Here is a 23,091-nt window from a genome sequence, read left to right as displayed (position 1 = left end):
CTTCAGCCGAAGTGCGTGGTGACGAACTCCAGGATGAGCGTGCCCAGGTAGGCCTGGGACCAGAGCGGCGTGAAGGTGTGGTCGGGGCCGTCCACAATCTCCATGCGGAAGTTGGGCTTGTTCGCGAGCCTGCGCGCGCGAGGCCCCAGGTAGCGCTCGATGACGTCCAGGCCGCCGTCGTTGGCGCTGTAGACGAGCAATGACTGCACGCCGCGGTCCACGAGCGCGGAGAAGGAGCGGCGGACGGCCAGATGCTCGCGCTGCTCGGCGCCCTGGAGCGGACCGGGGAGCGGCAGCGTCTGGGCGCGCTTCACGGCCCGCGAGAGCAGCTCCCGGGCAATGCGTCGCACCTGGATTTCCCCTCGCAGCAGGCGCCGCCACGTCTCCTTCCGGAGCACGGCGGTCCGGTAGAACCGCGTGGACTTGAAGGACGTCTCGTAGGCGGGCCGCTGCTCGCGCTGCTTGATGACGAGCGAGTCACCGGTCCGCCAGACGAACGTCTGCGGGTTGATGAGGACCTGTCCCGCGACGCGCTCGTCCTGGACGCTCGCATGGAATGTGAGGAAGGCGCCGGAGCACAGCGAGGCGACCACGTAGCGCCGCAGCCCGTACGCGTGGCCCAGCCAGTCCATCGCCTCCTGGATGTCGCGGACGGAGGCCTTCGAGTAGAGCGGGTGCTCCTTCTCCCCCGGAGCGGCCGGACTGTCACCGACACCGGCGATGTCGAGCCGCATCGCCACGAAGCCCCGGGACGCCAGCTCGCGAGACAGCGTCACGTGCATCCGGTTCGGCCCGGTGCGGTGGTTGGCCCCCACCGAGACGAACAGCACACCCGCCCGGTCGCCCGAAGGCGCTTCGGAAGGAGGCTCGGCGACGATGCCGAACAGCCGCCCTTCCCTCCCGTACCGCACCGCCCGCTCCCGCACCTGTGCCCCACCGGGCGCCGTGCAGACCAGGACACTCTCGGACGCAGCGGTGTCAGCGGAGGGCCCCTCCCCGGCAAGCGCCCTCCCCTCGGAGGAGTCATCCGTACGGCGCAGCCAGTCCACCAGCGTGCCGAGCGCAGCCTCCGGCAGCTCGGTGAACTCCGCGTCCCGCATCGCGGCGGAGTAACCAGGAACCGTGGGAGAGGACACGCTCACGCCACACGCCGTGAGGTGCTTTGCAATCTGCGCCTCCGCACCGGGCAGGTCATCACGCCCGATGAGCAGCGCCTGCTGCACCGCGCGCGTCGGCGTCTCCAGCGGACGCAGGCCAGACAGGCCATCCGCCGTCTCGGGCAGCAGCAGGTAGCCGGCAATCTCCTCCCCCGGAGTCGGAGACTCGCGCGGAGGCCCGACGGAGTCCTTCTCCTTGATCTGCCGGAAGGCGCGCAGCTCGCGCACGTACGCGCGGCCCGTGGCCGGAGTGGCCCACAGCATCAACGCCCGCACGTCCTCGCGAGCCGCGGCCGTGGCGAGCGCGAAGAGCCCTCCCAGCCGCAGCCCGAACAGGCACACCTGCGCCGTCCCCGAGCGCCGCTTCACCTCGTCGATGGCGGTGCCGATGCTCGCGAGCCACGCGGAGACACGGCCCGGCTCGTCGTCGTAGCCGCTCGAATCCCCCGTGCCGTCGTAGTCGAACCGGAGCACGGCGAAGCCAGCGTCGGCCAGCCGTGCCGCCAGGTGGCGATACGTGCGGTGGGCCGGCATGGCCTCGTAGCCCAGCGGGTTGCACAGCACGACGCCCATGCCGCGCGGAGTCCCGCGCGGAGCGTGGTACCAGCCGAAGAGGCGGCGCTCCGTGGGGCCGAAGGCAATGGCCTGGGGCAGGACGAGCTCCGCACCACCCGGCTCCGGAGCCACTTGTAGCTGCCGCGCGACGTTGACGCTCATGACTGAGAACCCTCTCGGGGACTGGCCGCCTCGGCGGGGGCCAGCTCGATGCGCACCGGTGTGGCGGCGTTCAGCGCATGGACGAAGCCACGGAACGCGCGGGCGGACGGACGCGGCCGCAGCACCACCGTCCGCTCGTCGCCAGGTGCAAGATGGAAGTAGTTGTCCTCCGGCACGTGGCCGGGAGTCTCGAAGGAAGCCGCCTGCACGAACCGCTTCGCGCGCAGGCGCACGGTGTGGCTGCCATCCGCGCCCGGGAAGGCCACTGCCTCCAGGCCCACGTCCCCACGCCGAGCCGCCATCGCCGCGTGCGCGAAGTGGAACGCGCGCTGCAGCAGCCGCCCCGAGCCCCGCTCGAACAGCGAGGCCACCGCCAGTTCATGTCCCGGCGGCCCGAAGCGGTACGCATACGTCGAGTCCATGAAGTGGCCCGCCATCGCCTCGGCGGACAGCCGCACGGAACCCCGGGCCGGAACAATGGCCGGCGCGCGGCCGCGAGCGACCACCACCTCACCGTCCCGGTAGAAGGCGACCTCCAGCTCCGCATCCAGCGCAGTGCCCGAATCGTTCGTCACGTTCAGGTCCAGCCCGTCGAGTCCCTCGTCCGACAGCGAGAGCAGGACGCTCCCCGAGGCGCGCTTCACGCCGTAGTACGCGGCCTTGGGAAGGCCCGTCGAGTCCACCACGCCCCAGCCCGCGCCGGGCCACAAGTCCCTGAAGAACCAGACGAGCGCACCGTGGCAGGTGGAGCCGGGACGCCGGAACTCGGCCAGCGTGGCGGCCATCACCTCGCCCGACGTGACGCGCCCGAGCGCCAGGTAGCGCGCCATGTCCGAGTAGCGCAGCCGCGCGGGCTCCACCCCGAACAGCACGCCCACGTAGTGGTCGCGCACGTCCTCGAAGTCCCACCCCGCGGCGGGGTCTCTCGGGACGCGCGCCTTCCACTTCGGATGGTGCGCGGGAGCCTCGCCATCGGCCAGCATGCGCTCGATGGTGGCGTCCTCGGGAACGTTGGCGAAGGCCAGGCACTCGGACGCGAAGCGAACGCCCGCGCGACGCGCATCCTCCATCGGGCGCAGGTACGCGCCGACGCCGTAGTAGTGCGTCACCCCGGTGCGGGTATGGAAGGGCATCGCGCCGCCGCTCGGTGACGAGCGCCAGTAGGGCACGTCCGGGCGCAGCGCCGTGCCGGCCTCGGGCAGCACCTTCTCGAAGAGGGGGCCGGTCCACATGGCGGGAGCCATGCCCATCATCGCCGCCTGCTGCTCCGCCTCGCTGTTGCCGCACAGCACGGTCAGCGAGGGACTGCCCTGCACGCGGGACAGGAACTGCTCGGCCTCGCGCCGGACGTTGGCGGAGAAGGCCGCGTCCTCGGCCGGGTAGTCCATGTTGGCGAACATGAAGTCCTGCCACACGAGGATGCCCCGGGCGTCACACGCCTCGTAGAAGCGGTCGTCCTCGTAGACCATCGTCCCGCCCACGCGGAGTATGTTCATGCCCGCCGAGCGCGCCAGGTCCAACGCCTCCGCGTAGTCCTTCTCCGTCCCGCCGAGCGACACCACGTCCAGCGGTGTCCAGCACGCGCCCCGGCAGAACACGGGCACGCCGTTGATGGACAGCGCGAAGCCCCCGTCCGCAGTGGACAACTCCACCGTGCGGAAGCCCACGCGCCCCGCATCGAGCGACACCGAAGCACCGCCCTCCAGCGTCACGTCCACCTGCACGGGATACAGCCGGGGCTCGCCATGCGTGTGCGGCCACCACCGCTCCACGGAGTCCAGTCGCGCCTCGCCGTGCAGACGCCACACGCCCTCACCCGCGGCCTCACAGACCAGCGGAGCACTACCCTCCCCCACCCGCACCGTCGCCCCCCGCACCGGGCTCCAGGCCCGCACGCGCAGGTCCACCGTGACAGAGCCGCCCTCGCCCACCACCGAGGAGCGCAGGTCCGCCTGCTCCACGCTGAGCCCTACGTGGTGCTCCACGCTCACGGGCCGCCACGGCCCCACGGGAGGAACAGGAGGGCACCACCCGGGGATGTGTCCGAGCAGCGTGGTGCGGAACCAGCGCAGGTGCGGAGCATCGACCAGCCGCGTCTTCCAGCGAGGCCGCGCCCGTCGCTCCTGCAACGCCGCCGCGAGCGAGCGGAACCGGAGCGCCAGCCTCCGAGTCCCACCGGCCCACCGCGTGACGTCCACCGAGTGCGCGAGGAACATGTTGTCCGAGCGCAGCACCGGCTCATCGTCCAGCCACACCTCCGCGAGCGTGGCCAGTCCGTCGAAGCGGAGGAACACGGCTCCGCCCTCGGCGGGAGGCAGCGAGACGTCGGTGCGGTACCACCAGTCCCGGGTGTCCAGGGGCGGAGGCCGGTCGAGGTCGAACGGCCCGGCCGCGCGCAGCAGCGAGGCGGCGGTGCCGGGAACGAGCGCGGGCAGCCACGCCAGCGCCCGCTCCGCGAGGCGTGACGGATGGTCCACCGCCCCGGGTTCCACGGCCACGGCCTGCCAGCCCGTCTCGAGCGGCGTCACCCGGTGCGAGCTGACGTTGCGAATGCGCCCCATGTCCCCTCTTCCCCGGCGACCCGCCGGAGTCCTTCAGCCCGCGACCTGCGTGAGCAGGTCCATGCCACGCTGCCAGCCCGATTCCATGGTCCCCAGCAGCTCGCTGAAGTCCGCGGGCTTCTTCGCCGCCACCGAGCGCGCACCCTTGAGGATGAGCGTCTTCGCCGCCGAGGAGATGGACTCCAGCTCCGCCGCCGCGCGAGTCAGCTCGCCATTCGCCGAGCCATCCAGCCAGCGCAGGTACGCCGCCGCCAGCTCGAAGTTGGAGCCGAGCTGCCGCAGCGTGGCGAAGGCATAGATGTGGTACGCGTCGATGCCCTTCGAGCGCAGCCCGTCCAGATCCGAGGCGAACTGGCGCGCGAAGCGGCCACACGGATTCACAAGGGGACGGCGGCGCAGGTAACGGGCCAGGAGCGCGCGAGAGCGCTCGCGCAGCCCATCCTCGGAGTGCCGCTCCAGCCGCTCCAGTCCCACCCACTCCGCGAACAGCGGGAGGATGTGGGGATCCCACGTCCCCGCGCTCCGGAAGATGGCGTCGAAGTCCGCGCCCTCCAGCGTGTAGTAGCCGGTGTTGTGGAAGTAGCCCAGCTTCCGGCCCTCCACATCGAGCGTCTCCAGCGCAATCGTCGTCTTCGTGTGCTGCCGGCCGTAGTCGGTGCCCGCCGTATCCGGAAGGAAGAACGCGTCCGCCTCGGTGAGCACCAGCCGCCCCGCGGACAGGTGTGTCACGGCGTGCTCGGCGAGGGGCTTGAAGACGTTCAGCTCCTGCACCTCCAGGCCGTAGAGCGTGTTCAGGTCATCGTGTGACGGCTTGTAGAACGTCCACTGGTCGCCCACGAAGTCGAGCGCGACGGTGAACGCCAGCAGCGGCAGCGGGTTGAGCTTCTGCGCGTGGAGCACTTCAATCCACACGTCGACGTAGCAGTTCTTCTCCACCCACGCCGCGCCCTCGGCGTGGAGGGTGTTCTTGACGTAGGCGCTGGGGTCGAGCCCCAGGACGGAGATGGTGCTCATGGCCAGAGCACCTTGCGGACCTCGGCCGGCCACTCCGCGGTCACGTAGCCGTGGACGCGGAACAGGGCCATGGTGACGCGCTCCAGGCCGAAGCCCAGGCACGCGGTGTGGGCGACCTGCCCGTCCGCCGTCTTGATGTCGAAGAGCAGGCCGAAGTGGTCCTGGTGGTAGTTGAACGAGCACACGGCCGTGGGCTTCGCGGCGGAGAGCACCGGCACCACCACCTCGAACTTCAGCTTCTGCATCCGCTGGTTCGCCGCCAGCATGCGGCCGCCGCGGCCGAAGAACGGGTCCGACGCCGTCTCCGGCTCGGCGGGCAGGCCCAGGCGGCGCAGCAGCGCGAGCCCTCGCTCCAGCCACATGTCCCGCCAGTCCGCCACCTGCTCCGGCCGGCCGGCGCGCACCATCTCCCGGATGCGGAAGGACTGCATGCGCGTGGGCTCGGGGGACGGCTCATGCCGGAACACCCAGTTCTGCACGTCCACCAGCCGCCCGTCCTCCGGCAGCGTGCCGGTGAGCTGCGGGTAGATGGGGTAGCAGGCCGCCGGTGCGAGCACCACGTCCGTCATCGACTGGTACTGCGCCCACGGCTTGTGCTCGTGGACGCAGTTCATCATCTCCCGGTGCTGCGCGTCGTTGCCGCTGAAGCTGAAGATGGTGCCGGCCAGCTGCGGGAAGGACTCGAGGTAGTCACTCTTCTCGAAGACGCGCCGGTCGATGATGGGCGGAAAGAGCATGTGCTCCGCGACGTCGCCCTTGGCGGCCTCGCTGACGAGGTCGCCGAAGCGGCGAAGCACGTCCTCGAACACGGGGCCGCGGCCGAACGCGCCGGGCACGCCGACGGGAATGATGAGCTTGTGCGCCACGAGCGCGTCGTGGAAGTCCTGAGCTGAAATGTCTGTCACGGAAGGTGTCTCCGGAGGAAAGCGAAGGGAGGCCATGCGCCCCGAAGCCGGACGGGGCGCGCAATCAATCAGCCGCGGCCGTCAGTCGTCCTTGAGGACGAGCAGCAGCGACGCGTTGGTGGCGAGGATGCGGTCGTTGCCAATCATCAACGCCGCGGAGTGCGCATCTCGCAGGTGCCGGCCGAGGGAGAACGGCGAGTCGTTCTTGTAGCCCTGGATGCCGCAGATGAGCAGCGCGCGGTGCACGATGTCCACGACGAGCGTGGAGGCGGACACCTTCAGGTTGTTCATCTTCAGCGAGAACCCGATGGAGGACAGCGCCTCCGGGTCGCCCGCGGCCATGCGCCGGCCGGCGTCGGCGGACACCTCGTGCACGCTGGCGCGCATCGTCTGCAGGAGGCTGTGCACCTCCGCCAGGCGCGACGCGGTGGGCGGCACGGTGCCCGGCTTGGCGCGGGCCTGCTGGCGCACGAACGCACGAGCGCGGCTCACGGCGCCGGCGGCGATGCCCAGCCACACGCCGCCCCAGAGGACGTGGGACACCGGAACCATCGTCTGGCTCGCGATGTCCGCGAAGGGAACGGGGAGGACCTGCTCGGCGGGGCCGGTGGAGCGGACCTTGAAGCCCGGGCTGCACGTGCCGCGCATGCCCAGCGTGTCCCAGTTGCTGGTGCGCTCCAGGGTGAAGTCCCCCTTGCGCAGCAGCACCATGGACTGGTCGCTGCGGGGCGCGTCCGGCGAGCGGCGCGCGGTGGCCAGCAGGTCGTCCGCGTGCTCGCCGTAGGAGATGGTGGTGGCGTCCTTGTCCAGGCTGAAGCGCCCGTCGCGCTGCTCCACGGAAGTCACGCTGGCGCGCATCTCCCCGCCCACGCCCACCTCGGACGTGACGGAGGCGATGAGCAGCTGCCGCTCGTTCAGCTCCGTGAGGTACGCGCGCAGCAGCGGAGACGTCAGGCCATGCCGCACCAGGCACGCCACCTGGATGTGGTGCATGGCGAAGACCATGGCGGTGGACGCACAGTGCTGGGCCAGGGCCTCGCACATGGCGGCCACCTGGTCGAGCCCGGCCTCCGGGCCCCCGAGCGAGGCGGGGACGAGCAGTCCGAGCATCCGCGCGCGCTTCAGTGCGTCAATCGCCTCCACGGGGAAGCGGCTCTCGCGGTCCACGGCGTCCGCATGGACGCGGGCCACCTGCGAGGCAATGCGTGTGACGGTCTCCAGCGGGCTCGCGGCCGGCGTGGAGCCCTCGCCCTGAGGCGCGGCGGTGGTCATGGCTTCACTTTCCCGCCGTGAGCTCTTCGACGGCCTCACGAATGGCCGAGACGCTCTGGAAGACGGTGCGCTTCAGCATGCGGTCGGGGAATTCCACGTCGAAGCTCGCCTCCAGCGCGAGCATGACATTCACGCTCGCGTGGGACGTCATGCCGGCCTGGTACAGGTCCGACGTGTCCGACAGGGTGGAGATGTCCGCCGACAGGCGCGCGTGCTCTTTGAGGATGTTGCGGATGTTTTCAATCATGGGCGTGCTTTGAGTGTGATTGCTGGGCGATGACGACCGCGGAGGCGTACTCCGCCTCGTGGGTCAGACTGACGGAGAAACCAAAGAGGCCCCGGGCGTCCGCGACGCTGCGCGCCTCGGCGTGAAGGGCCAGTTCACAGAAGCCTTCCGGTGCGCGCACCACCTCGATGGTGCGCCACGGTACGGGGACCTCGTGGACGCGCAGCACCTTGAGGGTGGCTTCCTTCGCCGCGAAGCGCGCCGCGAGGCGCTCCGGCGCGGCGTGCGCATCACGCAGGCAGTAGGCCAGTTCGTCCGGAGTGAACAGCCGCTCCAGGTAGCGTTGCCCGAAGCGCTGGACCGAGGCCGCCACCGCGGAGACCTGAACCAGGTCCGTCCCGACAACGATTGAACTCGCTGACATGCCCCGACGACCCCCGCCGTCGCTGTACGGCGGCGGCGCAGTATTCCCATATGACAGTGGAGACTTCCAGTGACGGTCCAGGAAATGACAGTTGCAACCCGAGTGACGTTGGTCGGGTCCTGGAACTCTAGCCGGTGAGAAAACGAGGGGTAGTCATGGACCCGCTGGCTGCCGGTGGTGCGGGCATGCAGGCGGGGTGGGCGACGCGGGCCTACACGTCTGGCGCCAGCTCTCGCAGCAGATCGCCCAGCTTCTCCAGCGCCAGCCGCGCCCGCGTCTTCACGGTGCCGAGCGGGTCTCCGGTGCGCTCGGCGATTTCCCGCTGGGAGAGCCCCTCGAAGTAGGCCAGCTCCACCACCTCGCGCTGCTCGGCCGGGAGCTGCTTCAGCGCCGCCAGCACCCGCTTGCGGTTCTGTCCCAGGGCGCTCGCCTCGTCCGGCGCGGGCGGCGTGGCGCTGACCGGGGGCGGCTCGTGGGTGGCCCCCTCCGCGACGCGCGTCGCCGTGCCCATGGAGCGCAGCCGGTCGATGGCGCGCGTCCGGGCGATGGTCGTCACCCACGTCTCCAGCCCGCCGCGCGCCGGGTCGAACTCGCGCGCGCGCCGCCACACGTCGAGGAAGGTCTCCTGCAGCACCTCCTCCGCGTCGGCGCGGGAGGGCAGCAGCCGCAGCGTGACGGCGAAGGCCCTGGAGCTGCAGCGCGCGTACACCTCCCGCATCGCCGCGCCGCTGCCGAGGGCCACCTGCTGGAGGAGGGCCCTGTCAGCCGCCGGGTCGCTTGCTCGGGGGACAGCGGGAGGAGGAGGCGCCATGTAAGTCCCGGATACCGCAACCAGCGGGGCGGAGCACAGCTTCAAGTAACACGGTGGGCGTCTTGCAATCCCGTTCCTAACGTTGACGAGCCAACGCGGCCGGCGCGGAAGCCGTCCAGCATCAACGCTGCCCGTGAAAACGCCGCCCGGCCAGCACGAACCCCAGCCCTATAAGGGCCGCCAGCCTTTATGACCGAACGAATCGGAAGCGTGTTCATCGAGGGAGTCCGACCCGAGCTGGACGCGGGCCGCCATGCCGTCAAACGCGTCGCCGGCGAGCGCCTCACCGTCAAGGCCGACGTCTTCAAGGAGGGCCACGACGTCCTCGTCGCCGTCGTCCGCTGGAAACAGGTCACACCCAGGTCACAAGTGACGGACTGGCAGGAGGTGCCCATGCGCTTCCTGGGCAATGACCTCTGGGAAGCCGACTTCCCCCTCGCCCACAACGGCCGCTATCAATACACGATTGAAGCCTGGCCGGATCTCTTCCGCACCTGGGCCTCCGAGCTGAAGCGCAAGGTGGACGCCGGGCGGGACGTGAAGAGCGAGCTGCTGGAGGGTGCCGCGCTGCTGGAGGCCGCCGCCGCCCGGGCCCGGCCCGCCAGCGAGGACGACGCGCGGGTGCTGGCCGAGGCCGGCGTCCGCCTGCGCGGCCCCGCCGAGCCGGAGCTCATCGCCGTGGCGCTCGCGCCCGAGCTGGCCACCATCGCCTCCACGTACCCGGACCGCACCCTGGCGAAGCGCTACGACAAGGTGCTGGAGGTGTTCGCGGACCGGGAGAAGGCCCGCTTCGGCGCCTGGTACGAGTTCTTCCCCCGCTCCGCGAAGCGCGACGGGAAGACGCACGGCACCTTCAAGGACGCGGAGGAATGGCTGCCGTACATCCAGCAGCTCGGCTTCGACGTCATCTACCTGCCGCCCATCCACCCCATCGGCCGCATCGCGCGCAAGGGGAAGAACAACAGCCTCAAGGCGGGCGCGGACGACGTGGGCAGCCCCTGGGCCATCGGCGCCTCGGAGGGTGGCCACAAGGCGGTGCACCCCAAGCTCGGCACGCTGGAGGACTTCCGCCACTTCGTGGAGGCCGCGCAGAATCACGGCATCGAGGTGGCGCTGGACATCGCCTTCCAGTGCGCGCCGGACCACCCGTACGTGAAGGAGCATCCGGAGTGGTTCCAGCACCGCCCGGACGGCACCATCAAGACGGCGGAGAACCCGCCCAAGCGCTACGAGGACATCGTCAACTTCGACTGGATGGGGCCGGCCCGTGAGGCGCTCTGGGCGGAGCTGGAGTCCGTCGTCCTCCACTGGGTGAAGCAGGGCGTGCGGACGTTCCGCGTGGACAACCCGCACACCAAGCCCACCCAGTTCTGGGAGTGGCTCATCCGCCGCGTCCAGGACGCGCACCCGGACGTCATCTTCCTCGCCGAGGCCTTCACCCGCCCGAAGGTGATGAAGGCCCTGGCCAAGGTGGGCTTCGGCCAGTCGTACACCTACTTCACCTGGCGCAACTTCAAGGAGGAGCTCCAGGAGTACCTCGAGGAGCTCACGCACCCGCCGGTGTCGGACTACTTCCGCGGCAACTTCTGGCCCAACACGCCGGACATCCTCCCGGAGCTGTTGCAGAACGCCGGGCCCGGCGCCTTCCGCTTGCGCGCGGCGCTGGCGGCCACCCTCTCCTCCGTGTGGGGCATGTACTGCGGCTTCGAGCTGTGCGAGGGCCGCCCGCTGCCGGGCAAGGAGGAATACATCGACTCGGAGAAGTACCAGCTCGTCGCGTGGGATTTGGACCGGACCGGCAACATCAAGGACTGGATTGCGCGCCTCAACAACGCGCGCCGCACCCAGCCCGCGCTGCGCCACTACGACACGCTCGAGTTCTTCGAGTCGAACAACGAGCGCGTCCTCTTCTACGGCAAGCGCTCACCGGACGGCCTGAGCACGGTGCTCATGGCGGTGAGCCTGGATCCGTACACGCCGCAGGAGGCGCTGCTGCACGTGCCCATGGAGTGGCTGGGCGCGAAGCCGGAGGAGACGTACCAGGTGCACGAGCTGATGTCGGACCAGCGCTCGCTCTGGCAGGGCCCTGACGTGCAGGTACGCCTCACGCCCGAACAACCCGCGGCCGTCTGGGCCGTGTATCGCTTCCGCCGCACCGAGCAGGCGTTCGACTACTACGAGTGACACCCGAGAGGCGTATGGAACTGGATCCCCTCTGGTACAAGAAGGCCCTCATCTACGAGCTGCACCTCCGCGCATTCCACGACTCCAACGGCGACGGCCACGGGGACATCCCGGGCCTGATTGAGAAGCTGCCCTATCTCCAGGACCTGGGCGTGGACTGCCTGTGGCTCCTGCCGCACTACCCCTCGCCGCTGCGCGATGACGGCTACGACATCGCGGACTACTACGGCATCCACCCGGACTACGGCACGCTCGCGGACTTCCAGCGGCTGGTGGACGAGGCCCACAAGCGCGGCATCCGCCTCATCACCGAGCTGGTCGTCAACCACACCAGCGACCAGCATCCCTGGTTCCAGGAGGCGCGCAGCGACCCGAAGAGCCCCAAGCGCGACTGGTACGTCTGGAGCGACTCGGACGAAATCTACAAGGGCACCCGCATCATCTTCGTCGACACCGAGCGCTCCAACTGGACGTGGGACCCGGTGGCCAAGCAGTACTTCTGGCACCGCTTCTTCAGTCACCAGCCGGACCTCAACTACGACAACCCCGAAGTGCAGGAAGCCATGCTGGACGTCATGCGCTTCTGGCTGAACATGGGCGTGGACGGGTTCCGCTGCGACGCCGTGCCCTACCTCTTCGAGCGCGAGGGCACCAACTGCGAGAACCTCCCGGAGACGCACGCCTTCCTCAAGAAGCTGCGCAAGACGATTGATTCCGAGTACCAGGGGAAGATGCTGCTCGCGGAAGCCAACCAGTGGCCCGCCGACGTGCGCGTCTACTTCGGCGACGGCGACGAGTTCCACATGGGCTTCCACTTCCCGGTGATGCCCCGCCTCTTCATGGGCATCCGCAAGGAGGACCGGACGCCCATCGTGGAAATCATGCAGCAGACGCCGGACATCCCGAACAACTGCCAGTGGGCCATCTTCCTGCGCAACCACGACGAGTTGACGCTGGAGATGGTGACGGACGAGGACCGGGACTACATGTACCGGGAGTACGCCACGGACCCGCGGATGCGCATCAACCTGGGCATCCGCCGCCGTCTCGCCCCGCTGATGGACAACGGCCGCCGGCGCATCGAGCTGATGCACAGCCTGCTCTTCACCCTGCCCGGCACACCCGTCATGTACTACGGGGACGAGATAGGCATGGGCGACAACATCTACCTCGGCGACCGCAACGGCGTGCGCACGCCCATGCAGTGGACGAGCGACCGCAACGCGGGCTTCAGCCGTGCGGACTACGCGCGCCTGTACGCCCCCGTCATCGCCGACGCGGTCTACGGCTACCAGTCCATCAACGTGGAGGCGCAGGAGCGCGTGAAGTCCAGCCTCCTGCACTGGGTGAAGCGGATGATTCGCATCCGCCAGCGCTACCCCGTCTTCGCGCTGGGCACCCTGCGCTTCCTGCCGACGGAGAACCGCAAGGTGCTGTCCTTCGTGCGCGAGTACGAGGGCACGACGGTGATGGTGGTGTGCAACCTGTCCCGCTTCGCGCAGCCGGCGGTGCTGGACCTGCGCGAGTACGAGGGACAGGTGCCGGTGGAGCTCATCGGCGAGACGCCCTTCCCCCGCATCAGCAACCTGCCCTACCAGCTCTCCCTCGGTCCCTTCATGTTCCTGTGGTTCCGGCTGGACAAGCCGTCCGCGGGGAGGAGCCTGCCGTGACGACCCTCGACCTGACGAAGTTGCCGGAGTACCTCAAGCACCAGCGTTGGTTCAGCGGCAAGGCGTGGCCCATCAAGCACGTGAGCGTGGTGGACCACGCGGCCATGGAGCTCGGGGCCTGCTCCTTCACCCTCGCCGTGGTGGAGGTGGTGTACGAGCTGGGCAGCCCGGAGCGCTACCTGTTGCCGGTGAAGCCCACAGCGGAGGGCGTGCGCGACGCGCTCGAGGACGACGAGTGCCTGCGCGCCCTCTTCAAGGTCATGCGCGACGGCGGCGGTATCAGCTCCGCCTCCGGCCGACTGGTGGGGGAATGGATAGGCGGGCCGGAGACGCTGATGGCCCTGCCCGCGCCGCTGACGGTGCGGCGGCTGATGGTGGAGCAGAGCAACACCTCCGTCGTGCTGGGCGAGAAGGTCATCCTCAAGATCATCCGCAAGCTCGAGGCGGGGGTGAGCCCGGAGCACGAGGTGGGCCGCTTCCTCGCCACGAAGACGTCCTTCCGGGCCACGCCCACGCTGCTGGGGGCGCTGCACTTGGAGGGAGCGGCGGGCGCCACCGTGGCGGTGGCCCACCGCTTCGTGCCGGACGCGACGGACGGGTGGAAGTACACGCTGGACCGGCTGCGCCAGGAGCGGGCACTGGGCGAGCGCTTCCTCGGAGAGATGCGCGAGCTGGGCCTGCGCCTGGGCGAGCTGCACAACGCCTTCGCCTCGGCCTCCGCGGACGATCCGGCCTTCGCCCCCGAGCCGCTCCTCCAGGAGGACCTGCAGCGCTGGAGCGCCTCCATCGTGGGCGAGCTGGGCGTGACGCTGGCGGATGCGGCCCGGCTGAACCCAGACCTGGAGGGCCGGCGCGAGTCGCTCATCGAGTACGCGAAGCGGCTGGCACACGTGGCGCCCTCGGGGCAGAAGATTCGCATCCATGGGGACCTGCACCTGGGTCAGGTGCTGCGGGCCAATGGCCAGTGGCTCATCTTCGACTTCGAGGGTGAGCCCGCGAGGAGCTTCACGGCGCGCCGGGAGAAGTACAGCGCGCTGCGCGACGTGGCGGGGATGATTCGCTCGTTCGACTACGCGGAGGCCACGGTGGCGCTGGAGGGCGGCGAGCCGCGCGGCCGCGTGGGCCCCAGTCGCGAGGCCTTCCTGGAGGGCTACCGCAAGGCCACGCGCGGGGCGAAGTACCTGCCGGCGGACGACACCACGTTCGAAGTGATGCTTCGGGCGTTCGAACTGGAAAAGCTCCTCTATGAAGTGCGGTATGAGCTGCAGAACCGGCCGGACTGGGTGCGCATCCCCGTCCAGGCCCTCTTGCGCATGGAGGATTCCAAGTGAGGAAGCCAGCCGACAAGGCCCAGGTCGAAGCGGAGCTTCAGCGCATCATCGAGCTGAGGCATCCGGAGCCGCACTCCATCCTGGGCAGCCACCCGGACGGCGACGGCGTGGTGATTCGCGCCTTCCGGCCGGACGCCGTCGCCATCCACGTGCTGCCCGAGACGGGCGGCCGCATCGCGATGACGCACCGCCTGGGTGGCGTCTTCGAGGCGCGAGTGAATGGCAAGGAGCAGCCCTTCACCTACCTGCTGGAAGTGGAGTACCCCGGCAAGAAGGTCTTCAAGCTGAGAGATCCGTACAGCTTCCTCCCCACGCTGGGGGAGATGGACCTGTACTACGCGGGCGAGGGCAAGCACGAGCGCCTCTGGGAGCGGATGGGCGCGCACCTCATCCACCACAACGGCGTGCGCGGCGTGTCCTTCGCGGTGTGGGCGCCCACGGCGGCCGGAGTGTCCGTGGTGGGTGACTTCAACGGCTGGGACGGCCGGCTGCATGCCATGCGGCGCATGGGCGCGTCCGGCATCTGGGAGCTGTTCGTCCCCGAGGTGGGCGACGGCGCGCGCTACAAGTTCGAGATCCGCCCCGGCCATGGGGGCACGCGCGTGCTGAAGTCGGACCCGTTCGCCTTCCGCGCGGAGGTGCCTCCGGCCACCGCGTCGGTGGTGCACGACCTGGACCGCTACCGCTGGGAGGACGCGCAGTGGCTGAAGTCGCGCGAGCAGAAGCAGGACGTGCAGCACCAGCCCTGGAGCGTCTACGAGGTGCACCTGGGCAGCTGGCGCCGCGTGGTGGAGGACGGCGACCGGCCCATGACGTACCGCGAGCTGGCGCCCGCGCTGGCCGAGTACGTGAAGTACCTGGGCTTCACGCACGTGGAATTGCTGCCCGTATCGGAGCACCCCTATGGAGGCTCCTGGGGCTACCAGGTGAGTGGCTACTACGCGCCCACGGCGCGCTTCGGCCACCCGGACGACTTCCGCTTCCTGGTGGACCACCTGCACCAGGAGGGCATCGGCGTCATCGTGGACTGGGTGCCCGGCCACTTCCCGCGGGACATGCACGCGCTGGGGCAGTTCGACGGCACGTCGCTGTACGAGCACGCGGACCCGCGCAAGGGCGCGCAGCCGGACTGGGGCACACTGGTCTTCAACTTCGGCCGCAACGAGGTGCGCAACTTCCTCATCGCCAACGCGCTGTTCTGGATCGAGGAGTACCACATCGACGGCCTGCGGGTGGACGCGGTCGCGTCGATGCTCTACCTCGACTACAGCCGCAAGCAGGGCGAGTGGATCCCCAACCGCTGGGGAGGCCGTGAGAACGAAGAGGCCATCCAGTTCCTACGCGAGCTGAACGAGACGGTGCGCCGCAAGCACCCGGGCGTCGTGGTGATTGCGGAGGAGTCCACGGCCTGGCCCAAGGTGAGCGCGCCGGTGAGCGAGGGCGGCCTGGGCTTCCACTTCAAGTGGAACATGGGCTGGATGCACGACACGCTGTCGTACTTCTCGAAGGACCCCATCTACCGGCAGTACCACCACAACCAGCTGACCTTCGGCCTGCTGTATGCGTTCAGCGAGCACTTCATGCTCCCGCTGAGCCACGACGAGGTGGTGCACGGCAAGGGCAGCCTGTACGGGCGCATGCCGGGAGACCCGTGGCAGAAGCGCGCCAACCTGCGCGCGCTCTTCGCGTGGATGTGGGCGCACCCCGGCAAGAAGCTGATCTTCATGGGCGGGGAGTTCGGCCAGCCGTCCGAGTGGAACCACGACAAGAGCCTGGACTGGCACCTGACGCACGACCCGGGGCACGAGGGCATCATGAAGCTGATGGCCTCGCTGAACCGGCTCTACAAGGAACTGCCGGCGCTGCACGACGCGGACAGCGAGCCGGTGGGCTTCCAGTGGCTGCAGCCGGACTCGGCGGCGGTGAACGTGCTGGCCTTCGTGCGGCGCTCGCGTCAGCCGGGGCGCCACGTGGTGTGCATCGCCAACCTGTCCCCCACTGTGCATGAGGGCTTCCGCGTGGGTTTCCCGCTGCACGGCAGCTACGTGGAGATCCTCAACTCGGACGCCGGCGAGTACGGCGGTTCCAACCAGGGGAACATGGGGCAGATCCACACCGAGCCCACGGGCTGGGACGGCCAGCCGGCATCGGCGGCGATTACGCTGCCCCCGCTGTCGGTGCTCTGGTTCACGCCGGGCTGAGTCGCACCGCTGACGATGGAGCGGGGCCTGTTGAGGGGCCCCACTCCACCCGCCGACGCGGGTTCGCGGCACGTCCGCTCACTTCTCGATTTCGATGCACGCGTGCTCTCGCCGGACCTTGCCGTTCTCGACCAGCGCGCCGCACACCTTGGTGCCGGACTTGAACTTCTCGCCACTCGGATTGAAGTCGACCCAGACACGGCCGACACCGCACTTTGCGTGCCCGGTGTCGGAGTACTTCTTGCCGTTCGCGTAGGTGCCCCAGACCTTGAAGTCAGCGTTGCAGGTGTATGTCTTGATATCGATCGACGCCTGAATGCTCTCGACTTTCGTACTTTCGCCCTCCACCGATGTGCAGAGCATCGCCGGCTCGGTGCGTAGATTGGTTCCGGTGCAGCCTTGCGCACTGGCGAAAGCAACGGGTGCGGTAAGCAGCATCCCCCCTAGCAGCGCGGCAGTGGATGCACTGACTGCGAGAACCCGGGTCAGCTTGTTCGTCATGACCGTTCACTCCGCTGAGAGCCGGTTCGCGAATGCCATCCGACGCTCCAGCCAACGGCGAGCCGCCCCAGAACTCACCTGACCATCTGAAGCGTGTCCGCTGAGTCAGGCCACTCGCCTCGTTTCACTTCGAGGAACAGCCACTTCACCCACAGTCTTCCTTTTGCCCCCTCGCCGCTTCGGCCGCACCTGCCCATGCGCTGGACCAGTGTTCGAGGGCACGCGCGTCACCTTGCCTTTGCACACCTGGCGGAGCGCCAGGCGACAGGTACCTGGCCGCTGACATCCAAGGGGGCTGCGCGGCCTCTGCACCGACCTGGCACCCAGCTCGGATGACCCCGTCAGTCCTCGGGATAGGCGGCGCCGGACCCGGGCCAGCCCTGGAGGATGGAGCGGGACCAGAGCGGAGGAGCCAGGGCGGCTCACCCGAGCCGCATCGACAGCTCCACCTCGCTCGCGAACGGCACCGACAGATAGCCGTGCCGGGGCGAGCGGACGCGCTCCAGGTACTCCGGGCTCCAGTCCGCATTGTCGGCGAGAACCCACGCCCCCGGCCGCAGCCGGCCCTCGACGAGCGCGAGGATGTCCGGATAGAGGCCCTTGGCGCCGTCGAGAAGCAACAGGTCGACCTGCTCCGGCAGGCCCGTGGCGAGCGTCTGGAGCGCGTCGCCCTCGCGAAGCTCCACGAGGTCCGCGAGCCCTCCCGCCGCGAGGTTCTCCCGTGCGCGGGCGACCTTCGACGGCTCGAACTCGCTCGTAATCAGCCGGCCGCCGCCGTTGTCTCGGAGCGCCGCGGCCAGGTGCAGTGTGGAGATGCCGAACGAGGTGCCGAACTCCACGATGGTCCGCGCGCGGCACGAGCGCGCCAGCATGTAGAGCAGCGTGCCCGTCTCGCGGGAGACGGCGAGCGCGTCGTCCTTCAGCATCGCGTAGAACTTCAGGTAGTCGGTCCTGGTCGACCGCAGCCGGGTGCGCTCCTCATCCGGCATCTGGGCGAAGACCTGGATGCCCGCACCCGAGGTCTGTTCCGCCTGGGTGAACAGATGTTGGAGCAGCGGGGCGAGGGGGGCGGTGGAAAGTGTATTCATGGAGCAATCCCAATCAGATGGAGGGCGCGTCCTTGCGCCGCACCGAGGAGTACGATTGATTGCTCGTGTTTCCTATTCGCGTTCCCGAGGCGCCTCGTGACGGCCCGTCCAACCCCACGCATTTCCTCGCGAAAGAAGCCCCTGCAGGCCCGCTCCGAGCAGCTCGTCGCCGACATCCTCGCCGCCGCTATTCAGGTTCTGGCGCGTGAAGGAGCGGACCGTTTCACCACCATTCGCGTCGCGGAGAAGGCGGGAATCAGCATCGGGTCGCTGTATCAATACTTCCCGAACAAGGCGGCCATCCTCTTCCGCTTGCAGACGGACGAGTGGCGGCAGACCGGTGCGCTGCTGCGCGGCATCCTCGAGGACTCGGCGCAGCCTCCGCTGGAGCGCCTGCGTGAGTTCGTACACGCCTTCATCCGGTCCGAGTGCGAGGAGGCCCGGGTGCGGATGGCGCTCGACGAAGCGGCGCCGCGCTATCGCGAGGAGCCCGAGGCACGGGAGCCGCGAGTGTACGGCACGCGCGTCGTGCAGTCCTTCATGCGCGAGGTGCTCCCCTCGGTACCGGACGAGAAGCGGGTGCTCGCGGGTGACATGATCATGATGACACTCAGCACCGTGGGGAAGCGGCTCTCGGAGGAGGACCGCACCGAGCAGGACGTCGAGGCCCGTGCCGGTGAGCTGGCGGACATGTTCCGTGCCTACCTCGAGCAGCTCGCAGCCTCCGGGCCGGGGTGAGGCGGCGCTTCCCGCGCAGTCGCCCTCCCCGCTCACGTCTCGAGTCCCGTACTGCTCGCCCGGGTTTGCACGTCCAGGTCAGAACCCGAGGAACTCGAGCTCGTCATCCGAGAGCTGATGCAGGGGCTGGCGGCTCCTGACTTCGCCAGTCCTCGGGTCGTTGTAGAGCTCCGTCTCGGGGAGGTTTCGCAAGACCAGTTCCAGCTTGCGGATCTGACCTCGCTCCGAGTCGATCATCTCCCGCTCGCGGATGATGTTGGCGATGACGCCGGCAGGCACGACTGTGTCGCGCGAGGCGCCACCCTGGGCCTGGTAGGAGACGAAATCCGAGTCCCGATTCTGGAACTGGATGACGAGGGCGGCCAGGCGCTCGGAGTCGATCTCGTACTCGTCGCGAATCCGCTTCATCCGGCCTTCGCGATCTTCGATTCGCGCCGCGATCTCCAGAACCTTCTTCTTCATGGCCTCACGAAGCTCGGGAGTCGTCTTGGTGTTGTAACGGACGGACTCGAACAGCTCGGTCGGCTTTTCGACGCGGTAGCCCATGACCCGGTTCCTCTTTCTGTGTGGTGAGAGCGCCACGGAAGACGTCGCCACCACCAGGGCCTGACAGGCGGGCGTACCGCTTCCTTGAGCCACGATACCCTCTCCGCGCGGCAGACAGCGACCAACCTGGACCTGGATGGGAGTCACACGCTCGAGGCGACGAGCCCGAGAGCTGGGCAGGCAGCCACACGCGGCACTGGATGATGTTTGCCGCATCGGCAGGGGCCGGATGCCCTGTTATTTTCAGGGGCCATGTCCGCCTCCCGTCCCCCTCCGGTCTACGCCGCCGACGCAGGTGGCGCCCTCCCCTCCGTGCGGGACGGGGCCGCGGGGGCCCGTGAGGCGGCTGGCGCCCCTCCGCGCCCCACCACCGTCTTGGAGGGGAGCCTCGAGCGCATCACCTACACCAACGAGGAGGCCGCCTGGAGCGTAGTCCGGGTGGTGGTCCATGGCCGCAAGGAGCCCATCACGGCGGTGGGCAACCTCCTGGGCGCCCAGCCGGGCGAATCCCTGCGCCTCACCGGCGAGTGGGTACAGGACAGGAAGTACGGGGAGCAGTTCCGCGTCGTCTCCTACGGCACGGTGAAGCCCGCGACGCTGGTGGGCATCGAAAAGTACCTGGGCAGCGGCCTGGTGAAGGGCGTGGGCCCTGCCATGGCCAAACGCCTGGTGGCGCACTTCGGCCTCGAGACGCTGGACGTCATCGACTCGAAGCCCGAGCGGCTGGCCGAGGTGAAGGGCTTCGGGGAGAAGCGCCGCAAGCTCCTCGTCGAGACGTGGGCCGAACAGCGAGACATCCGCCAGGTGATGGTCTTCCTCCAGTCGCACGAAGTGCCGGCCAGCTTCGCGGTGAAGGTCTACAAGCAGTACGGCGCCCAGGCGATTGCCGTGGTGCAGGACAACCCGTACCGGCTGGCCATCGACGTGTATGGCATTGGCTTTCGCACCGCGGACCGCATCGCCCAGTCGCTGGGGGTGCCCACCCACTCACCCAAGCGCGCCGAGGCCGGGGTGCTGCACGTGCTCCGGGAGTTCTCCGAGGAAGGCCACCTCTACGCGCCGCGCGACAAGCTCACCGCGCGCACGGTGGAGATGCTGGAGGTGACGCCCGAGCTCGTGGAGGCGGCCATCACCCGGCTCGCCGCCGCCGAGTACCTCGCCGTGGAGGGGGCCAGCGCCCTCGCCCATCCCCGCCCCGAGGATGCCGTCGAGGCGGTGTACCTGAAGGCGCTGCACGTCTCGGAAGTCGGCGTCGCGAACCTCCTCAAGGCGCTTGCCGCCTGGCCCGCGCGTCCCCTGGAAGTGGACGTGGAACGGGCGATTGCCTGGTTCGAAGGCAGCCAAGGCCTGTCGCTCGCCCCCGAGCAGAAGGAGGCGGTGCGCCAGGCGATGGTGGCCAAGGTGCTGGTCATCACCGGCGGCCCGGGCACCGGAAAGACGACGCTGGTCAACGCCATCCTCTCCATCCTGGAGAAGAAGGGCCGCAAGCTCCTGCTCTCGGCGCCCACCGGACGCGCGGCCAAGCGGATGGGAGAGGCAACGGGGCGCGAGGCGGAGACCATCCACCGGCTGCTCGAGTACAACCCGCGCACCCACGGCTTCCTGAGAGACCGCAACAACCCACTCGAAGCCGACATGCTGGTGCTCGACGAGGTGTCCATGGTGGACACCGTCTTGATGCTCAACGTGTTGAAGGCGCTGCCGCCCCACTGCCAGCTGCTGCTCGTGGGGGACGTGGACCAGCTCCCGAGCGTGGGGCCCGGCAGCGTGCTCCAGGACATCATCGCCTCCGGGCACGTGCCGGTGGTGCGCCTGAAGCACATCTTCCGCCAGGCCCAGGCGAGCCTCATCATCACCAACGCCCACCGCATCAACCAGGGAGAGCTGCCCCAGGTGCCGCCCGCGGACGCGCTGGCCGACTTCTACTTCGTGGAGAAGGAGGCGCCGGAGGCCATCCTCGAGGCGGTGAAGACGCTGGTGAAGGAGCGCATCCCCCGCCGCTTCGGGTTGCACCCGGTGGACGAGGTGCAGGTGCTCGTCCCCATGAATCGGGGCCTCATCGGCACCGCCAACCTCAACGCCACGCTGCAGGAGCACCTGAACCCATCCGGGGAGGAGCTCACCCGCGGCCACCGGACCTTCCGGGTGGGCGACAAGGTCATGCAGGTGCGCAACAACTACGAGCTCGGCGTCTTCAATGGAGACATCGGGCGCGTGGAGGCCATCGACAAGGAGGAACAGGCCCTGGTGGTGCGCTACGACGGGCGACCGGTGGCCTACGCCTGGTCGGACATCGACGAGCTGGTCCTCGCCTATGCCACCAGCGTGCACAAGTCGCAGGGCAGCGAATACCCGTGCGTGGTGCTGCCCCTGCACACGCAGCACTTCACGCTCCTGCAGCGCAACCTCCTCTACACCGCCGTGACACGCGGTAGGAAGCTGGTGGTGCTGGTGGGAAGCAAGAAGGCGCTGGGCATCGCGGTGCGCAACGGCGACACCCAGAAGCGCTTCACCCGGCTCGCGGCGCGCCTGCGTAACTGACGCCGTGAAGCGCGGCTTGGAGGAGCGCCAGGCGTAGGTCCGGAGACCTCCGGTCGCCGCGGCCGGACCTGGCATCGGCGAACGTGTGGGCCTCCGGGCCGCTCGGGCCAACGCGTCGTCAGCCCTCGTCGTCGCTGCTGTCGGACATGTACCCGCCGAGCTTGTCGAACTGCGTCGGCTTGGGGGTCTCCTTCCGGTAGTTCTTGTCCTCGTAGTTCACCGTGCGGCGCATGTAGTCCGGGTTCTTCGCCATCGGGAAGGTGGGCGTGTTGCCCTTGAAGGCGTCGTCGAGGCTGATTTCCCCGGACTGGACCATGCGCAGCACGCCGCGTGCGGCCTTGTCGGAGCCGAGCACGCGCTGAGGCTCGGACACGTGGGTGATGGCGGAGAGCTTCGCCGCGGCATTCTTCGCCTCCCCGCTGGTGAGCTTCTGCGGCTTCTTGCCCTCGAGCGCGTTCAGGAGGTCCGTGGCGATCTCCTTGTCGGACGCGCCGCTCTTCTGAAGTCCCGACACCAGGTCCGAGTACTTGTGCCCCACGGCCTGCTTTCCGTAGTGCTTCTTCTCGCTGGTGATCTTGAACGCCGGGTCCGAGGTCGGGAACTTGCTCGCATTCACCGGACCGAACGGAGTGTCGAGCTGGGTCTTCGCCTCGTTCTTCGGGTTCTTCTTCATCAGGCTGCCGGCATCGGTCCGGAAGCTGCTGGTGCCGCCCTGGGACGCCACGGCGCTGCTGGACTCCTGGCGCCGCTGATCCCGAACGAACTTCCGCTTCAGCCGGGCCTCGGTGGTGTTGTCCTTGGGCACCTCGTCCGTCTTCGTCTTCTTCGACGGAGAGGAGCTGCCCGCATCATCCGTCGCCTTGCGCTTCTGGGCTCCGCCCACGGACGGCGGGCTCGGCGAACGCGGAATCGACGGGGAGGAAGAGAGACCGCCACCCAGCTTCACTTTCGGCATGGAAGACCTCCGGCGCGTGGCCAGCAATGACGCACGGAGACTAACAGCCGACCTGCGCAGTGTCTGGAGGTTTTTCCGGCTTTTCGGGTACCGAACGAACGGCGCCGCAAAGCAGACGCGGAAAAAAAGAAAACCCCCGTTGCCACGAGGGCAACGGGGGTTCTCAAAAAGAATCCGGCAGCGACCTACTCTCCCGCGCGGTTTCCCGCGAAGTACCATCGGCTCTGGAGGGCTTAACTTCCGTGTTCG

18 protein-coding genes and 1 rRNA gene are annotated in these 23,091 nt (G+C 68.8%); 6 read left to right on the top strand and 13 right to left on the bottom strand.

Features of this window, described 5'->3' with window-relative positions; translation table 11 throughout:
• Window positions 1-2 precede the first annotated feature (2 nt).
• From G4D86_RS24345 to G4D86_RS24310, 8 genes are all read right to left on the bottom strand, one after another.
• Window positions 3-1,874: an alpha/beta fold hydrolase gene (locus G4D86_RS24345; RefSeq protein WP_163996412.1), complete on the bottom strand. Its 1,872-nt coding sequence runs from the start codon at window positions 1,872-1,874 to the stop codon at window positions 3-5.
• The gene (locus tag G4D86_RS24340; protein ID WP_205519716.1) at window positions 1,871-4,435 is read right to left on the bottom strand and encodes a glycoside hydrolase family 2 protein; all 2,565 of its coding nucleotides are present in this window, start codon (window positions 4,433-4,435) and stop codon (window positions 1,871-1,873) included. Before G4D86_RS24340 ends, G4D86_RS24345 begins: the two co-directional genes overlap by 4 nt.
• 33 nt (window positions 4,436-4,468) lie before the next feature.
• Window positions 4,469-5,449, bottom strand: a complete 981-nt coding sequence (locus G4D86_RS24335; RefSeq protein WP_163996411.1) for a DUF1839 family protein — start codon at window positions 5,447-5,449, stop codon at window positions 4,469-4,471.
• Complete coding sequence (locus G4D86_RS24330; protein ID WP_205519715.1) at window positions 5,446-6,354, bottom strand: amino acid--[acyl-carrier-protein] ligase; 909 nt, start codon at window positions 6,352-6,354, stop codon at window positions 5,446-5,448. The genes G4D86_RS24335 and G4D86_RS24330 overlap by 4 nt, the downstream gene beginning before the upstream one ends.
• Window positions 6,355-6,435: 81 nt before the next feature.
• Window positions 6,436-7,626 (bottom strand): acyl-CoA dehydrogenase family protein, encoded by a 1,191-nt coding sequence (locus G4D86_RS24325; protein WP_163996409.1) that lies wholly within the window; start codon window positions 7,624-7,626, stop codon window positions 6,436-6,438.
• A gap of 4 nt (window positions 7,627-7,630) precedes the next feature.
• Window positions 7,631-7,873, bottom strand: coding sequence for an acyl carrier protein (locus G4D86_RS24320; RefSeq protein ID WP_163996408.1), 243 nt, complete (start codon window positions 7,871-7,873; stop codon window positions 7,631-7,633).
• Window positions 7,866-8,276: a holo-ACP synthase gene (acpS, locus tag G4D86_RS24315; protein WP_163996407.1), complete on the bottom strand. Its 411-nt coding sequence runs from the start codon at window positions 8,274-8,276 to the stop codon at window positions 7,866-7,868. Before acpS ends, G4D86_RS24320 begins: the two co-directional genes overlap by 8 nt.
• Before the next feature lie 211 nt (window positions 8,277-8,487).
• Complete coding sequence (locus G4D86_RS24310; RefSeq protein ID WP_163996406.1) at window positions 8,488-9,087, bottom strand: sigma-70 family RNA polymerase sigma factor; 600 nt, start codon at window positions 9,085-9,087, stop codon at window positions 8,488-8,490.
• Window positions 9,088-9,276: 189 nt separating this feature from the next.
• Here G4D86_RS24310 and G4D86_RS24305 point away from each other — a divergent pair, with 189 nt between their 5' ends.
• From G4D86_RS24305 to glgB, 4 genes are read left to right on the top strand one after another with little or no spacing between them, the layout of a single operon-like run.
• The gene (locus G4D86_RS24305; RefSeq protein ID WP_163996405.1) at window positions 9,277-11,271 is read left to right on the top strand and encodes an alpha-1,4-glucan--maltose-1-phosphate maltosyltransferase; all 1,995 of its coding nucleotides are present in this window, start codon (window positions 9,277-9,279) and stop codon (window positions 11,269-11,271) included.
• Between the two features lie 14 nt (window positions 11,272-11,285).
• Entirely contained in the window at window positions 11,286-12,941 is a 1,656-nt protein-coding gene (gene treS, locus G4D86_RS24300; RefSeq protein WP_163996404.1) for a maltose alpha-D-glucosyltransferase, read from the top strand.
• The gene (locus tag G4D86_RS24295) at window positions 12,938-14,272 is read left to right on the top strand and encodes a phosphotransferase (RefSeq protein WP_163996403.1); all 1,335 of its coding nucleotides are present in this window, start codon (window positions 12,938-12,940) and stop codon (window positions 14,270-14,272) included. Before treS ends, G4D86_RS24295 begins: the two co-directional genes overlap by 4 nt.
• The gene (gene glgB / locus G4D86_RS24290; RefSeq protein WP_163996402.1) at window positions 14,269-16,473 is read left to right on the top strand and encodes a 1,4-alpha-glucan branching protein GlgB; all 2,205 of its coding nucleotides are present in this window, start codon (window positions 14,269-14,271) and stop codon (window positions 16,471-16,473) included. The genes G4D86_RS24295 and glgB overlap by 4 nt, the downstream gene beginning before the upstream one ends.
• Window positions 16,474-16,551: 78 nt before the next feature.
• Here the strand turns inward: glgB and G4D86_RS24285 are convergent, their stop codons facing one another.
• The gene (locus G4D86_RS24285) at window positions 16,552-16,974 is read right to left on the bottom strand and encodes a hypothetical protein (protein WP_163996401.1); all 423 of its coding nucleotides are present in this window, start codon (window positions 16,972-16,974) and stop codon (window positions 16,552-16,554) included.
• A 422-nt stretch (window positions 16,975-17,396) separates the two neighbouring features.
• Entirely contained in the window at window positions 17,397-18,062 is a 666-nt protein-coding gene (locus tag G4D86_RS24280) for an O-methyltransferase (RefSeq protein ID WP_163996400.1), read from the bottom strand.
• 96 nt (window positions 18,063-18,158) lie between these two features.
• On the opposite strand from G4D86_RS24280, the gene G4D86_RS24275 reads away from it, so the two are divergent.
• Window positions 18,159-18,800: a TetR/AcrR family transcriptional regulator gene (locus G4D86_RS24275; RefSeq protein WP_163996399.1), complete on the top strand. Its 642-nt coding sequence runs from the start codon at window positions 18,159-18,161 to the stop codon at window positions 18,798-18,800.
• A 78-nt stretch (window positions 18,801-18,878) separates the two neighbouring features.
• Here the strand turns inward: G4D86_RS24275 and G4D86_RS24270 are convergent, their stop codons facing one another.
• Window positions 18,879-19,346, bottom strand: coding sequence for a hypothetical protein (locus G4D86_RS24270; RefSeq protein WP_163996398.1), 468 nt, complete (start codon window positions 19,344-19,346; stop codon window positions 18,879-18,881).
• A gap of 252 nt (window positions 19,347-19,598) precedes the next feature.
• Between G4D86_RS24270 and recD2 the strand changes: the two genes are divergently transcribed.
• Window positions 19,599-21,887: an SF1B family DNA helicase RecD2 gene (gene recD2 / locus G4D86_RS24265; RefSeq protein ID WP_163996397.1), complete on the top strand. Its 2,289-nt coding sequence runs from the start codon at window positions 19,599-19,601 to the stop codon at window positions 21,885-21,887.
• Between the two features lie 118 nt (window positions 21,888-22,005).
• Here recD2 and G4D86_RS24260 read toward each other — a convergent pair whose 3' ends face one another.
• Window positions 22,006-22,842 (bottom strand): hypothetical protein, encoded by an 837-nt coding sequence (locus tag G4D86_RS24260; protein WP_163996396.1) that lies wholly within the window; start codon window positions 22,840-22,842, stop codon window positions 22,006-22,008.
• A gap of 172 nt (window positions 22,843-23,014) precedes the next feature.
• Window positions 23,015-23,091: ribosomal RNA gene (rrf, locus tag G4D86_RS24255) — 5S ribosomal RNA — on the bottom strand; the annotation flags it as partial.

It is taken from the genome of Pyxidicoccus caerfyrddinensis, from assembly GCF_010894405.1.
GTDB lineage: Bacteria > Myxococcota > Myxococcia > Myxococcales > Myxococcaceae > Myxococcus > Myxococcus caerfyrddinensis.
This window is presented reverse-complemented; position numbering and strand designations above follow the sequence as displayed.

Excerpts from the sequence above, each read along its gene's own strand:
- G4D86_RS24270 (WP_163996398.1), bottom strand. The coding sequence starts at position 19,346 with ATGGGCTACCGCGTCGAAAAGCCGACCGAGCTGTTCGAGTCCGTCCGT.
- G4D86_RS24325 (WP_163996409.1), bottom strand. The coding sequence starts at position 7,626 with ATGACCACCGCCGCGCCTCAGGGCGAGGGCTCCACGCCGGCCGCGAGC.
- G4D86_RS24285 (WP_163996401.1), bottom strand. The coding sequence starts at position 16,974 with ATGACGAACAAGCTGACCCGGGTTCTCGCAGTCAGTGCATCCACTGCC.
- G4D86_RS24310 (WP_163996406.1), bottom strand. The coding sequence starts at position 9,087 with ATGGCGCCTCCTCCTCCCGCTGTCCCCCGAGCAAGCGACCCGGCGGCT.
- G4D86_RS24335 (WP_163996411.1), bottom strand. The coding sequence starts at position 5,449 with ATGAGCACCATCTCCGTCCTGGGGCTCGACCCCAGCGCCTACGTCAAG.
- G4D86_RS24320 (WP_163996408.1), bottom strand. The coding sequence starts at position 7,873 with ATGATTGAAAACATCCGCAACATCCTCAAAGAGCACGCGCGCCTGTCG.
- G4D86_RS24340 (WP_205519716.1), bottom strand. The coding sequence starts at position 4,435 with ATGGGGCGCATTCGCAACGTCAGCTCGCACCGGGTGACGCCGCTCGAG.
- recD2 (WP_163996397.1), top strand. The coding sequence starts at position 19,599 with ATGTCCGCCTCCCGTCCCCCTCCGGTCTACGCCGCCGACGCAGGTGGC.
- G4D86_RS24345 (WP_163996412.1), bottom strand. The coding sequence starts at position 1,874 with ATGAGCGTCAACGTCGCGCGGCAGCTACAAGTGGCTCCGGAGCCGGGT.
- G4D86_RS24280 (WP_163996400.1), bottom strand. The coding sequence starts at position 18,062 with ATGAATACACTTTCCACCGCCCCCCTCGCCCCGCTGCTCCAACATCTG.
- G4D86_RS24305 (WP_163996405.1), top strand. The coding sequence starts at position 9,277 with ATGACCGAACGAATCGGAAGCGTGTTCATCGAGGGAGTCCGACCCGAG.
- acpS (WP_163996407.1), bottom strand. The coding sequence starts at position 8,276 with ATGTCAGCGAGTTCAATCGTTGTCGGGACGGACCTGGTTCAGGTCTCC.
- treS (WP_163996404.1), top strand. The coding sequence starts at position 11,286 with ATGGAACTGGATCCCCTCTGGTACAAGAAGGCCCTCATCTACGAGCTG.
- G4D86_RS24260 (WP_163996396.1), bottom strand. The coding sequence starts at position 22,842 with ATGCCGAAAGTGAAGCTGGGTGGCGGTCTCTCTTCCTCCCCGTCGATT.